The 14572-nt window shown below is 63.7% G+C and carries 11 protein-coding genes; 7 read left to right on the forward strand and 4 right to left on the reverse strand.

The annotated features are described in order from the left end of the window. Positions 1-10: 10 nt before the first annotated feature. The 3 genes from ABWV64_RS07490 to ABWV64_RS07500 all read right to left on the reverse strand — a co-directional run bounded on the left by ABWV64_RS07490 (position 11) and on the right by ABWV64_RS07500 (position 2178). Positions 11-1234, reverse strand: coding sequence for a flagellin N-terminal helical domain-containing protein (locus ABWV64_RS07490; protein ID WP_353343648.1), 1224 nt, complete (start codon positions 1232-1234; stop codon positions 11-13). A 259-nt stretch (positions 1235-1493) separates the two neighbouring features. Further along, complete coding sequence (locus tag ABWV64_RS07495) at positions 1494-1853, reverse strand: flagellar biosynthesis protein FlgN (RefSeq protein WP_353343650.1); 360 nt, start codon at positions 1851-1853, stop codon at positions 1494-1496. Beyond that, a complete protein-coding gene (locus tag ABWV64_RS07500) occupies positions 1843-2178 on the reverse strand; it encodes a rod-binding protein (RefSeq protein ID WP_353343652.1) in 336 nt (111 codons plus the stop codon). The genes ABWV64_RS07495 and ABWV64_RS07500 overlap by 11 nt, the downstream gene beginning before the upstream one ends. A 119-nt stretch (positions 2179-2297) precedes the next feature. Between ABWV64_RS07500 and ABWV64_RS07505 the strand changes: the two genes are divergently transcribed. The 4 genes from ABWV64_RS07505 (at position 2298) to ABWV64_RS07520 (ending at position 7222) form a co-directional block, all read left to right on the forward strand. After that, a complete protein-coding gene (locus tag ABWV64_RS07505; protein WP_353343654.1) occupies positions 2298-4004 on the forward strand; it encodes a flagellar hook-length control protein FliK in 1707 nt (568 codons plus the stop codon). A 16-nt stretch (positions 4005-4020) separates the two neighbouring features. Further along, the gene (locus tag ABWV64_RS07510) at positions 4021-4839 is read left to right on the forward strand and encodes a flagellar hook capping FlgD N-terminal domain-containing protein (protein WP_353343656.1); all 819 of its coding nucleotides are present in this window, start codon (positions 4021-4023) and stop codon (positions 4837-4839) included. A gap of 155 nt (positions 4840-4994) precedes the next feature. Continuing rightward, on the forward strand, positions 4995-5975 hold the full coding sequence (locus ABWV64_RS07515; protein ID WP_353343658.1) for a phosphotransferase: 981 nt from the start codon (positions 4995-4997) through the stop codon (positions 5973-5975). Between the two features lie 152 nt (positions 5976-6127). Next, positions 6128-7222, forward strand: a complete 1095-nt coding sequence (locus tag ABWV64_RS07520; protein ID WP_353343660.1) for a glycosyltransferase — start codon at positions 6128-6130, stop codon at positions 7220-7222. A gap of 5 nt (positions 7223-7227) precedes the next feature. Here ABWV64_RS07520 and ABWV64_RS07525 read toward each other — a convergent pair whose 3' ends face one another. Next, entirely contained in the window at positions 7228-8070 is an 843-nt protein-coding gene (locus tag ABWV64_RS07525; RefSeq protein ID WP_353343662.1) for an ABC transporter permease, read from the reverse strand. Positions 8071-8159: 89 nt separating this feature from the next. Here ABWV64_RS07525 and ABWV64_RS07530 point away from each other — a divergent pair, with 89 nt between their 5' ends. From ABWV64_RS07530 to ABWV64_RS07540, 3 genes are all read left to right on the forward strand, one after another. Beyond that, on the forward strand, positions 8160-9992 hold the full coding sequence (locus tag ABWV64_RS07530) for a KpsE/RkpR family capsule polysaccharide export protein (RefSeq protein WP_353343664.1): 1833 nt from the start codon (positions 8160-8162) through the stop codon (positions 9990-9992). 56 nt (positions 9993-10048) lie between these two features. Further along, positions 10049-10702, forward strand: coding sequence for an ABC transporter ATP-binding protein (locus ABWV64_RS07535; protein WP_353343666.1), 654 nt, complete (start codon positions 10049-10051; stop codon positions 10700-10702). A 177-nt stretch (positions 10703-10879) separates the two neighbouring features. Next, positions 10880-14551, forward strand: a complete 3672-nt coding sequence (locus tag ABWV64_RS07540) for a calcium-binding protein (protein ID WP_353343668.1) — start codon at positions 10880-10882, stop codon at positions 14549-14551. The last annotated feature ends 21 nt before the right edge of the window (positions 14552-14572 follow it).

Genomic DNA, 14572 nt, shown 5'->3' on the forward strand with positions numbered 1-14572 from the left:
AAACTGTGCCTTAACGGAACAGCGAGAGCAGAGTCTGCGGAGCCTGGTTGGCAATCGAGAGCGATTGCACACCAAGCTGCTGCTGTGTTTGCAGCGCTTGCAGGCGGGCCGAAGCTTCTTCCATATTGGCGTCAACCATGGCACCGATACCGGATTTCAACGAGTCCGACAGGTTCGACACGAAGTCGGCCTGAATACCGATACGACCTTCGACAGAACCGAACTCAGCCGCCGCGTCGATTGCGGTGCCGATCAAGGTTTCGATCGAACCCAAAGCCGCGCTGGCGTTGGTTGTCACGTCAATGGCCGCCAAAGCGCCAAGACCACCGGCCGAAGCGTTGTTGAACTGACCCGAGATGTGCAAGCCATCGGTCGTGTCTGCGTTGGTGATGGTCAAACGGCCCGGAGTGGTGGTGTCATAGTCAACGGTGACATTGGCACCCGAGGCTTCGATGGCCGATTTCACACCAACCGCGATCACGTCTTCGGTCGCTGTCGCGTCCACATCTTCTTGCGTGATGGTATAGGTGACTTCTTCATCACCCAGACGGATCGTTACCGAATCGCCTGCGGCCCATGCATCTGCGGCTGCGCCATCTTCGAATTCGATCACGCCCGCATCATCGGTGCCGCCGTTTGCGTCAAGTGCGAAACCGAAGGTATCCGCGCCATCCGCCGACACGCCGTCGGTGTTGGTGGTGTCAAACACGGCTTTCGCTGTGTAGCTACCGGTCGAAAGGTTCTGCTTGGTCACGGCGATATTGGAGGCCGTCACATTGCCCGAGGAGTCGCGGTCAAGCGAGCCAAGAACGTTCACGGTGCCGGCAGAGTCGACGAGGTTCAAACCGTTGAACTGGGCGGCGCCCACAACGGTTGTGATCTGGTCACGCAGAGCCGAGATGTCGGCCTGAATTTTGACTTTGTCGACGTTGTCTTCTTGCGACGCGACGATCTTGCCCTTCATTTCGGTCAAGAGGTCGGTGACTGTTTCAGCCGCCTGACGGCCCACGGAAACGGTCGCTTCGCCCAAGGAAAGGCTGTCGGAAATCGCCTTGAAGCCTTTGACATCCGATTCCATCACTTTCGAGATGGCCCAAACGGCCGAGTTGTCTTTGGCCGAACCAACCGCTTTACCGGTCGAGATTTGCGATTGCACATCCGACAGGTTCGAGTTGATGGATTTGAGGGTTTGCAGCGCAACCATTGCGCCATTATTGGTCAGAATGCTGGACATAGCATATTCCTTTGGTCAGTGGGCACTTTGCACCCAATTTTTCATTCCCGCCCCCCATCGGGACGGATCCAACTGTCGTTCTGACTGCTACAGTTTCGGCTGTTCGGGCCGTCTGCGCCATTCGCTTTGGAATGCCCTGTCACCATGCCCGCATAAAAGCTAACGAGAGCCTAAACCGGTTTTTTGCAATACTTCGGATTTGAGACAAATCCCCATGCACCCCGCAAAGAACCCTTTGAACTATAGGCGTTTTCGCGCGTCAGGCGCGTTTTTCCAATGTCGGCGCGCGGGTGCCTTCGATGGTCTGGCGTTGTCCGTGGCTGTCGTAGGTGTCGAGGTTCTTGCGCACGCGGCGCATCGACGAGAGCCGCTGGGCCACCGCCCGAATCCCGCGCAAGGCCCCGTCAAGCAAGGCCTGATTGCGCTGCACCTTGCCTTGCAAGGCCACCAGCCGCTCCTGCTCGTCATGCTCCATCGCATTGAGCGCGTCGATCAGATGTTCCTTCTGGCCCAAAAGCCGCGTGATCACATCCAGATCCCCGACCAAAAGCGCCTCGCGCTCCTTGTCGAGAAGATCATCCATTTCATTGATCAGGTCTTGTGCGGTCTCATTTTGCATCTTCATGGTCCTTCAATGCCTGATAGAGCGACTCGGCCAATCCGATCCCTCCGGTTTTCACCATTTCTTCGGCCTGCGCCTGACGCAAGAAAGAGCCGAATTGATCCTCACCCGCGCCGCCGCCGAACGATTCGCGCGATTTGCCCAGCCCTGCGGATTTGAGCATCTCGGACAGGAACCCCGCCTCCAAAGAGCGCGCCGCCTCATGCAGGGCCTTCTCGCGCGCATCACTTGATAGTGCATTGGTTTCAACGCCTTGCCCGCGCACGGCAGGGGCCGAAGAAAAGCGCATGGCGCTGGTCATCAGGGGGGAGGGATCGCTCATAGGGTATCTCCAAATTGACAGGTTTTTTCCAGATTGGCCGATGAGCGGTAAAGAACCAGTAACCAAGCGTCGTCATAGTGCCCCCATGCTGAGGAAGAATTCCCGGAGGTAGCACGCATATGAATCCGCTTCACACCGTACTCGCGCCCAAACCCGCGCTCGACACGCCGCGCAAACCTGTCGAACCTGCCGCGCGGCTGGATCGTGACACCCATGGCAAGGATCAAGAGCGCTTTGGCGACATCTTGCGCCAGCAAGAGCAGCGCGCCGCAGAACGAAAACGCGCCGCCGAACGCGCGCAGTCCGGCGCACAGGCCCCGCGCAACGGCGCCAAGGCCAACCAAGCCGAAGCGCCCGCCGCCCCCAACGCACGCAACGATGCGGCAAACGAGGCACAGGCGGCGCCGGACGCGGACGGTGCGCCCCACAGCGGCTCGGCCATGGACAGCAGCAAAAGCAGCGGCGCGGCGGAGCCCTCGGGCGATGACGCGGGCCGCGATATGGAGCGCGCCTTCGGCGAGGCCGCAACGCCGCCCCCGCCCAAACCCGCGCCCGATGCGCCTGCGCTGAGCCTGCTCAACGCAAGGCTGAGCCGCGACGCCATGGGCGCGCAAACCGCCCCCGCCGCGATGGCCGCCCAAACGCCTGCCGCGCTCGGTACCGCGCTTGGTGCCGCGAACGGGGCAAACGGCGCGAACGCAGCGCAACCCGCGACGCCCATTGCCAATGGCGCGCAGGCCTCCGCCACCTCCACCGCACAACAGATGCAGGGCGCCGCCGTGCCTACCGCCCCTGCCGACCCTGCCGCGGAGCCCGCCGATCCTTTGGTCCGCGCCGCAAGCTTCACCACCCGCCGCACCGAGGGCGCCGCCGCACCCATCGCGGCGCAGACCCAAACCGCGAGCGCCGCCGCATCCTCGGGAGCGCAAGCAACGGGTCGCGCACAGGCGGAGCAAGCGCCCTCGCAAACGGGCAAACCCCTAGGCGGGCCGGCCCTCACCGATCACCCCGCGCAAACCGCTACCGAGCCGCGCGCCGCGCTTCCCTCCGGCCCGACCGCCGCCACCGCCCAAGCGGCGCTCCACGCGGCGCCCGTGCCCAAAACCGACCCCGCAGAGCCGAAATTCAACCGTCGCGATGCGGCCCTGCGCGCCGCCGACGAGGCCGCCCGCACCGCCCGCCCTGCGCCGCAAACCGCTGCTGGCGCGCAAGTGCAACCCGCATCCGCCGCCCCGCTTCAGGCGCAAATGCCCGCTGGCGCCCAATCCAAAACCGATGCGGCGGCAGAGGTGGAATGGCTCTCCGAGGCCGAGTTCTCCTTTGAGACGCGCCACGACGCACGGGCCACCCCCGCCGCGCTGGCGCGGCTCGACGCCACTTTGGCGCGCCCCGAAATTCCGCGCCACATCGCCGAGCAAATGGCCTCGGCGGCGCAGCGCCTGTCGGATCGCAAACCGGTCGAGATCGCCCTCAACCCCGAAGAGCTGGGCCGCGTGCGGATGAGCTTGAGCGCCGCCGAAGGCGGCATGGTGGTGACGGTTCTGGCCGAACGCGGCGAGACGCTCGATCTGATGCGCCGCCATATCGCGCAACTGGCCGAGCAATTCCGCGACATCGGCTATGACGATGTCTCTTTCTCCTTTGGCACCCAAAGCGGCGGCGCAGGAGACGATAGCGGCGCAAGCGGCGCGCATCAGGAGGCAGAACACGCCGCCTCCGGCTCCGGTCTTGGCGCGCCCGCCGCCGCGTCGGCAGACACACCGGACCAGAGCGCCGCAGCGCAAATCACCCTCGCCCCGACCGAAGGTCTGGACCTCAGGCTTTAACGCAAAGGACACCATCATGGCCACTGCCACACATTCCATCCCCCCCGCCTTTACGGGGCTGAAAACCGGCGCCGATCTGGCCCGCGCGGCCAAGGCCGCCGCCGCACCGAGCGGCGCAAACACCCTGCCCGCCGCGACCACCGGCAAAACCGCCCGCGCGGCCAGCTCCGCCGACATCCAATCGGCGGGCAGCGCGAGCGGATCCGCCGCCAGCGGCGCGGCCGAAACCGGCACCAAGGCGACGCTCAGTTCGGATTTCACCACATTCTTGCAAATGCTCACCGTGCAGATGGAAAATCAGGACCCCCTGAACCCGATTGACAGTTCCGATTATGCGGTGCAACTGGCGACCTTCTCTTCGGTCGAGCAACAGGTGGTGACAAATGACCTGCTCGAAGGGCTGGCGGCGCAAATGGGCGCGATGGGCATGGCCCAACTGGCCGGTTGGGTCGGCATGGACGCACGCTCCAGCGCCGCCGGATATTTCGACGGCACCCCCGTCAGCCTCTCGCCCAGCCCCGAGCGCCTCGCTGATGCGGCCACGCTTGTGGTACGCGACGCCAGCAATACCATCGTGCAGCGGGTCGATGTGCCGGTCTCCTCCGATACCATCGAATGGGCGGGCGTGGGCGAGGACGGCGCGCCCTTCGCCGCAGGGGCCTATTCGTTTGAATTGGAAAGCTACGCCAATGGCGATCTGCTTGGCACCTCGCCGGTCGAAACCTATACCCGTATCACCGAGGCGCGAAACGACAATGGCACGACGGTGCTCTTGCTCGAAGGCGGCGCGCAGATCGCGGCCTCCGGCATCACGGCGCTGCGCCAAGGCAACTGACACGGCCCAGCCGAGACGGCGCGGCTGAGCGCGCGCGGTTATCGGCCTCATTGGCCAACCCGCCAACGGGCGGCGCTTGCCTTGGCGCCCCCGCTCGCATAGCGTCGGGCGGCCCCGCCTGTGTCGCGCGGCGCAAGCCCTGTGAGAGCCGTTCATTGCCCCAATCCCCTGAACCATATTCTGCCGGTGACCCCGCCGCGCCGCATCGCGCGGGCAGCACAGAGGCGACTGCGGACGCGCAGGTGCCGCCAGCGCTGCGCCGCGCGGTGCAAGAGGCGGGATTTGCCGATGACAGATGCAGATGGATCCCGCTGTCCGGCGGGCGCAGCAACCGTTTGTGGCAACTGCATCATGGGCGCGGCGACGCCGCCAGCACGGTGGTAAAGCTCTTTGCCGCCCCCGATGGCAACCCGCTTTTTGCCAATGACCCCGACCGCGAAGCGCGGATTTTGGCGCGTCTGGAGGGCTTGGGCATCGCGCCCCGCCTGCGCGCGCAGTTGCACACGCCCGAAGGCAGGGCGCTCCTCTATGATCATGTGGAGGGCGCGCCATGGTGCGATGATCCTGCGCCTGTTGCGCATCTGCTGCGCCATTTGCACCGCAGCGGCGCCGCACAGGGAGCGGCAAAGAGTGCGGGCCTGCCTGCCGCGCCGGACGGCTCTGCGGCGCTGGCGCGCCAAACCTCGGCGATCCTTGCGCTTTGCCCGGGCGATGCGCGGGCGCGGCTTGCGCCGTTTTTGGACAGGCTGGCGGCGCGCGCGGCGGTCCCGCCCCTCGGCGCGCGCGCCTTGCTGCACGGGGATCCGGTCGCGGGCAACCTAATTGCCGGACCAAATGGATTGCGGCTGATCGATTGGCAATGCCCCGCCTTGGGCGATCCTTGCGAGGATATCGCGCATTTTCTCTCGCCCGCGATGCAGATCATCTATCGCGGTGCGGCGCTGAGCCGCGCGCAGGAGCAGGGCTTTTTGGCGGCATTGAACGCGCCCGATCTGGCCGCGCGTTACGCCGCGCTCGCGCCGTGGTATCATGCCCGCATGGCGGCCTATTGCGCGTGGCAAATCGCGCGCGGGCAAAAGGATTACGCCGCCGCCGAGCAGGCCGAAACAGCGGCGCTCAAGACCGCGCTGCGCTAAGATATCGCCGATCCTGCTCGGGCGTGCACAGCCCGCCGCAACAGCGCAAAGCAGCAGCATATGGGCGAAACACCGCGATTTTCCCCTTTCGCGGTTTGACATCGGCACCGCCATATGACCATTGAAGCACCACGTTGACCCAAAGGCCCCAAATGCACACGCCCCTGTCTGCACAGATGATCGACGAGACCGAACCTCGCAAGGGGCGCGTCGTGGCCGTGGTGACGACGTATAACCGTCTTGAGCAATTGCAAACCACTTTGGCGCAGCTCGAAGCGGTCAGCCCTGCGCTGCTGAGCAATATCATCGTGGTCGACAACCTGTCGACCGATGGCACCCGCGACTGGCTGGCGCGCGAAAAGACCCGCATGGGCGCGCGTCTACATGTGATCACCCCCGATCATAACCTTGGCGGCGCGGGCGGTTTCGAGATCGGCATGCGCCATGCGCGCCGCGAGTTGGACCCCGATTGGTGCGTCTTGATGGATGACGACGCCCGCCCCGACCCCGATGCATTGGCGCAATTCCACCGCCGCGACCATAGCGGATGGGACGTGATCGCAGCGGCAGTCTTTTACCCCAACCGACAGATTTGCGAGATGAACCGCCCCTCGCAAAACCCGTTCAAACATCCGCGCTTGTTCTTGCGCACCCTTCTGGGTCACGGGCGCGACGGCTATCACATCTCGCGCGGGGCCTATGCGGACGAGGAGATCGTGCCGCTCGACATCACCTCTTTCGTCGGGTTTTTCGTCTCGCGCGCGGCGATGGATCGGGTCGGAGAGCCTGATGGCGCTCTGTTTATCTATGGCGATGACGTGCTTTATGCGTTGTCGCTGCGCAAGGCGGGGATGCGCATCGGCTTTGATCCGCGCGTCACCTTCACCCATGATTGCACCACCTATAGCAATGAAAAACGCCGCGTGTTCCGCCCGCTGTGGAAGGTCTATTACACCTATCGCAACGGGCTGATGATGTATCGCGAGGCGGCGGGGCTGTTGTTTGTCGCGCTCTTGCCGCTCTTGATGGTCAAATGGCTTTTGGCCGCGCGCCGCTACGGGGCGGATCGGCGCGATTATCTGCGGCTGCTGCGCATGGCGCTGCGCGACGGGGTCTTGCGGCGCACCTCGACCTCGCATGATGCGGTGCTTGAGGCCGCTGGCCCGCCGCACCTGCCCCATGCCAAAGCGCCACACGCCTCGATCCCCGAGGCCAAAATCGCCGCCGAAACCCGCCGCGGCGCCTGAGCCGCTTACATATCGGCGAGGATTTTGCGGCTGAACCGGTGCATCAAGAGCATGCCGAGCACCACCAGCCCCAAGGCCACGCCCCAGATAAAGATCAGCGATACATAGCTCGCATCATAGGTCGAATAGACCCCGCGCCGCATCAATCCGGCGACATGCACCAAAGGGTTAAACCACAAGATATCGCCGACCATCGAGGGCAGGTCCTCATAGGTATACAAAATGGCCGACCCCAAAAACAGCGGCCGCGTGGCGATGTTCCATAGCTGCTCCCACACGGGGAAAAGCCCCATCAAGGCGCAATTGACCAGCCCCACGCCGAGCCCTCCCACCGATGCCACCGCAAAGGCCATCAAGATGGGCGAGAAATCCAACAGGCCGCGCGTGTCGACAAAGAACAAGATGATCGCCATCAGCAAGACCGCCACCGCCACCGAGGTCAGCGCATTGAGCAAGAACCGCGCCAGCACCGCGTCGATCCAGCTCACCACGGGATAATTCATCAAGGCGCGCGAATAGCGCAGCGACCGCGCCACCGCCTGCGAGACGTTTTGATATTGGGTAAAGGGCAAATATCCCGTGGCATAAAACAGCACAAAGCTGGTCCCCAAGGACGGCGCGCGAAACAGCAAGGAAAACGCCATGGACATCACGATCACATAGCCCAAAGGCTCCAGCACCGCCCAAAGATAGCCCCCCGGGGAGCGGCCGTATTGCGACCCCATCTCGCGCAGCATCAAGGCCAGCACCGAACGGCCCGAGGCCCAGCGCGTCGCGCGTTTGGGCCGCGCTGCGGGGCGGATCGGGGGGCCGGACGGGGCAGCGGCAGGATTGGAACGAGCGCTCAACAACGCCTCCGTTATGCGGGGTTTTTAAAGCGCAATTATGGGGCTATGATTGCGGCAATGCAATTGCGTTCACAAGCGGAGTATCCCTGTTGAACCAGAACAACACGCCAGCCGCCAAAGCCGCCGCCACAAGCGGCGCGGCCGATGCCGAGGCCAAAGCCCCCGACAACAGCGCCAAAGAGACCCCCGCCAAACCAGCGGCGCCCAAGGGCAATGCCCCCCAAGGCGGTCAGGGCGCAGCGGCGCAAGGTCAGGGTCAGGGTCAGGGCAAAGGTCCGGCGCAAGGCCAAGGACAGCAAGGTCAGGGCGGTCAAGGCAAAGGCCCCGCGCAGGGCGGCGGCGGGCCGAACCAAGGCCAGCCTCAAGCGCAACCGCAAGGCCAAGGCCAAGGCGGTGGTCAGGGCGGCGGCCAAGGACCGCAAGGCCAAGCGCAAGCGGGCGGCCAAGGGCCAAACAAAGGACCCAATGCGGGACCAAACGCAGGCCCGAACAAACCCCCCAACGCCGCTCAGGGCGGCGGCCCGAACGCAGGGCCGAAAGCGGGGCCGAACGCGGGCGGACAGGGTCAGGGCGCGCAGGGCCAAGGCGGCCAAGGTCAGGGCGGCAAGCCGCAAGGCAACCAACCGGCGGCCAAGCAGGGGCAACCCGCCCAAGGCCAAGGTGGCCAAGCCAAACAGGGTCAGGGACAGGGTCAGTCCAATCAGGGTCAACCCAAACAGGGGCAGGCCAATCAGGGACAGCCCAAACAAGGGCAGGCGAACCAAGGCCCCTCCCCCGCCCCCGCCGTGCAAATCAAACCGCTCGCCGGTCCGGCGCGGCTGCGCAAACGCCATCGCGGGCTGATCGTTTCTTTTGCCTTTCTGGTCATGCTGCCCGTTGTGGTCATGTCCTTCTATTTGTGGGTGCGCAGCGCCGATCAATATGCCTCGACCACGGCCTTCACGGTGCAGCGCGAAACCGGCGGCAGCGCCGTGGACCTTCTGGGCGGGCTGTCGAGCCTGTCGGGCGGCGGATCGTCGGACACCGATATCTTGTATGAATTCATCCAAAGCCAAGAGTTGGTGCGCCGCGTCGATGCCGCCGTCGATCTGCGCGCCCATTACGTGCACAACTATGAAACCGACCCGATTTTCTCGCTCAAACCCGATGCGACGCTCGAAGATCTGGTGCGCTATTGGCAACGGATCGTGCGGATTTCCTACAACCAATCGGCCAGCCTGATCGAATTGCGCGTGCTTGCCTTTGATCCGCAAACCGCGCAATCCATCGCCGAGGAAATCGTCGCGGAAAGCCAGTCGATGATCAACGCCCTCAACGCCGCCGCGCGCGAGGATACGATCCGCTATGCGCTCTTTGATCTCGACGAGGCCTTGGTGCGGCTCAAGGCGGCCCGCGAGGCCATGACCGCCTTTCGCACCCGCACACAGATCGTCGATCCCACCGCCGATATCCAAGGCCGCATGGGGGTGCTCAACAACCTGCAACAGCAATTGGCCGAATCCCTGATCGAATTCGACATCCTGTCGGAAACCACCAAACGCTCGGACCCGCGCCTGCAGCAAGCCGAGCGCCGCATCGAGGTGATCCAAAGCCGCATCGAAGAAGAGCGCGCGACCTTTGCCACCGCCGAGGCGGGCAATAACGGCGCCGATTACCCCACCTTGATGGCCGAATTCGAAAGCCTCTCGGTGGACCGCGAGTTCTCCGAAGAAGCCTACCGCGCCGCCTTGGCCGCCGTAGAGATCGCGCGCTCCAACGCCGCGCGCAAAAGCCGCTATCTGGCGACCTATATCACCCCGACGCTGGCACAGACCGCCGAATATCCGCAGCGCATCACATGGACGCTTTTGACCGCGCTCTTCTCGCTGCTCTTCTGGTCGATCTGCGCCTTGGTCTATTACTCGATCCGCGACCGGCAATAGGCACGGCGATAAGGGCGGGGCCAAGCGCCACAGGACAAGCGAGGGAAGGCAAACCGATGTTGCGGCTCGACAATGTGACCAAACGCTTTGCCGTCAAAGGCGGGCATAAAACCGTGCTCGATGATGTCAGCGTCTCCTTCCCCGACGGGGCCTCGGTCGCGCTTTTGGGGCAAAACGGCGCGGGCAAATCGACCTTGCTGCAAATCATCGCGGGCACCTTGCCGACCGATGGCGGCACGCTGACCACCGACCGCTCGATCTCTTGGCCCGTGGGCTTTGCCGGATCCTTCCACGGCGAGATGACCGGCGCGCAAAACGTGCGCTTTATCGCGCGCATCTACGGCGTCGATACCTACGAGCTTGAGGGGTTTGTCGAGGATTTCGCCGAACTTGGCCCGCATTTTCAGATGCCGGTGCGCTCTTATTCCTCGGGGATGCGCTCGCGTCTGGCCTTTGGCGCCTCGATGGGGATCGGCTTTGACACCTACCTTGTGGACGAGGTCACCGCCGTGGGCGACCAACGCTTTCGCCGCAAAAGCCGCGCGGTGTTTTTGGAGCGGATGCGCAGCGCTGGGGCGATTGTGGTCAATCACGACATGAACCAGTTGCGCGATTTTTGCGAAGCGGGATGCGTTTTGCACGGCGGCGGGTTGGAATATTTCGACGATCTGAACGAGGCGATCCGTCGCCATGAAACGCTCATGGCCTGATCCGTTGTCGCCGCGCGCCAAGGCAACAATACAGTCATGTTTAGCTCAAGACTGCGCAAAGAGATCATCAAGATAGATTAAGATTTGAGGTGATCATCACAATCTTGCCCGAATTCCATTAAGCCGCGTTAACGCCCCTGAGCGCAATGTCAGCCCGTAAACGTGAGCGGGTGTGGTATGAGCTATCTGGGTTTCAGAACGGTGATCGGCAGCGGGCAGGAGATGCTCGATGTGGCGATTTCCGACATCGATGTCCAAGTCACCAGCAGCGGTGTCTTCGCCTATGCCACCAGCGGCACCAACGGCGGGCTCAGCTCCTATCAACTCAGCGAAGGCAGCGCCGCCTCCTTGGTCGATGCGGCGGTGTTTTCCGCATCCATGGCCGCCGTCGCCGACACGCAAATCACCACCGTCACCCTGTCGGGGCAAAGCTATGTGCTGACCGGCAACGACAGCTCCGGCGCATTGGTCGGCCATTATGTCGACGACGCGGGCACCATCGGCACCGCCACCGCGATCAGCGGCGTGCAGGCCTCCGCCTCGGGGCGGGTGTCGGCCTTTGCCTCGGTCAATCTGATGGGCGGCGAATTTTTCTATTTCGCCGAAGAGGGCGGCACGCAAATCCACGCCTACCGCTGGGGCTCGGGCACGGCGCAATATGTGGCCTCCGCCTCGGCGCAAGACACCGACACCTCCTATATGCAGGACGCCGCCGCCTTGGTGCAGGCCACGGTCGGCGGCAATACCTATCTTTTGGTGGCCTCGAACGCCGAACATGGCGTCACCTCCTACCACGTCAATGAACAGACCGGAAACCTGAGCGAAACCATGTCCTTGGGCGCGCAAAACGGGTTGGGCGTCAACACCCCGACGGCGATGCAAGTGGCGCAGGTCGAGGGCGAGACCTACGTCATTTTGGGCGCGGCGGGCAGCCAGTCGATCTCGGTCATGCGGCTCGATGCTTCGGGAAATCTGGCCCCCGTCGATCATATCCTCGACACGCTCTCGACCCGTTTTGGCGGGTTGACCTCTTTGGAGGTCACCACGGTGGACGGGCGCGTTTACGTGCTGGCGGGCGGGGCCGATGACGGGATCTCGCTCTTTACCTTGCTGCCAGGCGGGCGGCTGGTGCATTTGCAATCCATCGAAGACACGATGGCGATGGGCTTGCAAAATATCGAGGCGCTGTCGCTGACCTCGGTGGGCGGCGAGATGATCGTCATGGCCGCCTCGCAATCCGAAGCGGGCCTGACGCAGCTTGCCATGAGCACCAGCGCGCAGGGCCAGACCCTTTCAGGCACCAGCAGCGGCGCGACCCAAAACGGCACCTCGGGCGACGATATCATCATGGGATACGGCGGCAACGACAGCCTCTCGGGCGGCGCGGGCAACGATATTTTGGTCGATGGCGATGGCGAGGACACGCTGCGCGGCGGCGCGGGGGCGGATATTTTCATCCTCGACTATGACCAAGCCACCGATACGATCATGGACTTTGAAAGAGGCGTGGACCGCTTTGATCTGAGCGCCTTTCCGATGCTCTATTCGACCCAGCAGATCACCCTTTTGAGCACCTCTTGGGGCGCGCGCGTCAGCTATCGCAACGAGGTGATCGACGTCTATGCGGCCAGCGGCGGCTATCTGAGCATGACCGATCTGTTCGGCTATGAAATCACCGGCCCGAACCGCCCGATGATGTTGGTGCGCGTGCCGATGCGCGGCACCGATGGCGATGATGTGATGACCGGCGAGAGCACCGCCGATGAAATCTATGCCCTCGGCAGCCACGATTACGTCGACGGGCGCGGCGGCGCCGACAGCATTTTCGGCGGCGACGGGCACGACACGCTGCTGGGCGGCGATGGCAATGACACGCTGCTGGGCGAGATCGGCGACGACAGCCTGCTCGGCGCGGCGGGCAATGACCGCATCATCGGCGGCGCAGGCGCGGATACGGCCGCGGGCGGCGACGGCAATGATCATATCAGCGGCGGCTGGGGCAACGACAGCCTGCTCGGCGAGCAGGGTCATGACGCGCTCTATGGGGATTTGGGCGATGATTATATCGACGGCGGCGACGGGCATGACACGATTGTCGGCGCCGATGGGCACGACCTTTTGTTCGGGCTGACCGGCCGCGATGTGATGACCGGAGGCGCGGGCAATGACACGATTTTCGGCGGCTCCGAGAGCGACGATATCGACGGTGGCGCGGGCGACGACAGCATCGATGGCGGCTCGTGGGGCGATACGATCCGCGGCGGCGATGGCAATGACACGGTGATCGGCGGGCTGGGCACCGATGAGGTCTGGCTGGGCAATGGCAACGACCGCTTTATCGACGAGACGCAAAACGACGCCAATGGCGCGGATACGGTCTATGGCGGCGATGGTGATGATACGATCATTGCCTCGGGCGGGCATGACGTGGCCTATGGCGGGCGCGGGCGCGATTCCATCGAGGGCGGATTGGGCGGCGATCACCTTTATGGCGGCAATGGCGGCGACACGCTGCGCGGCGATGGCGGCAAGGACAGCCTTGTCGGCGAGGACGGACATGACTTCATCGATGGTGGCGATCAACCCGACACGATCCGCGCCGGCACCGGCGACGATACGGTCTATGGCGGCATGGGGCGCGACGACATCCGGCTCGACGCCGGCCACGACCTGTTTGAGGACCATGACGAAGACGGCGCAGGCGGGGCCGATACGGTCTATGGCGGCGATGGCAATGACACGCTCAACGGCAGAGGAGGCAATGACCTGCTGAGCGGCGGCACGGGGCTTGATCTGATCTTTGGCGGTATCGGCGATGATACGATCACCGGCGGGGGCGCGGATGACACGCTCGACGGGGCGGCGGGCGACGACCATATGACCGGCGGCGATGACGACGACCATATCTATGGCGGTTGGGGCAACGACAGCCTTTACGGCTCGGACGGCGAGGATTCGCTGTATGGCAACAGGGGCGATGACCTGATCTATGGCGGCGATATGAACGACAGGCTGTTCGGCGATGCGGGGCGCGACACTTTGTTTGGCGGCCATGGCAACGATACATTGAACGGCGGCGATGAGGCCGATTACCTCGACGGCGGCGAAGGCGCGGACCGGATCAATGCGGGCAATGGCGTGGATAATCTGATCGGCGGGGCGGGCAATGACACGCTGTTCGGCCAAGAGGGCGCCGACACGATTGACGGCGGCAGCGGCTATGACTGGATCTATGGCGGCGCGGGCAATGATGTGGTCACCGCAGGGGCGGGGCGCGACCGCGTCTATCTTGATGATGGCGACGACATCTTTATCGACAGCGCGCAAAACGATGTGCATGGCGCCGATCACGTCGAGGGCGGCAACGGCAATGACACGATTGGCGGCGGCGGCGGCAATGACACGCTCAAAGGCGGCGATGATGATGATGTCATCACCGGCGGCTTTGGCAACGACGAATTGATCGGCGGCCAAGGCAACGATCATATGCGCGGCAACGAGGACCATGACCGGCTTTATGGCTATGGCGGCAATGACAGCATCCACGGCGATGGCGGCAACGACACGATCGAAGGCGGCTTTGGCAATGACGTGCTGTCGGGCGGCTCGGGCAATGATGTTTTTGTCTTTGCCGATGGCCACGGCGACGACACGATCCGCGATTTCGACACCGGTGCGGATATTTTGCGTTTCCTCAGCGAAGGCGACCCCGATGCGCCCGCCTCGCGCAATGACCTCAGCCTCGTCTATAGCAATGGCGATACCCTGCTGAGCAGCGATTTCGGCACCATCGTGATCGAGGACACCATGCCTTGGCTGATCAGCGTGGCGAACCTTGAATTCTTCTGACCCGCCGCGACCGCGCAGGGC

This window comes from Litorivita sp. NS0012-18, from assembly GCF_040371945.1.
Classification (GTDB): Bacteria; Pseudomonadota; Alphaproteobacteria; order Rhodobacterales; family Rhodobacteraceae; genus Litorivita.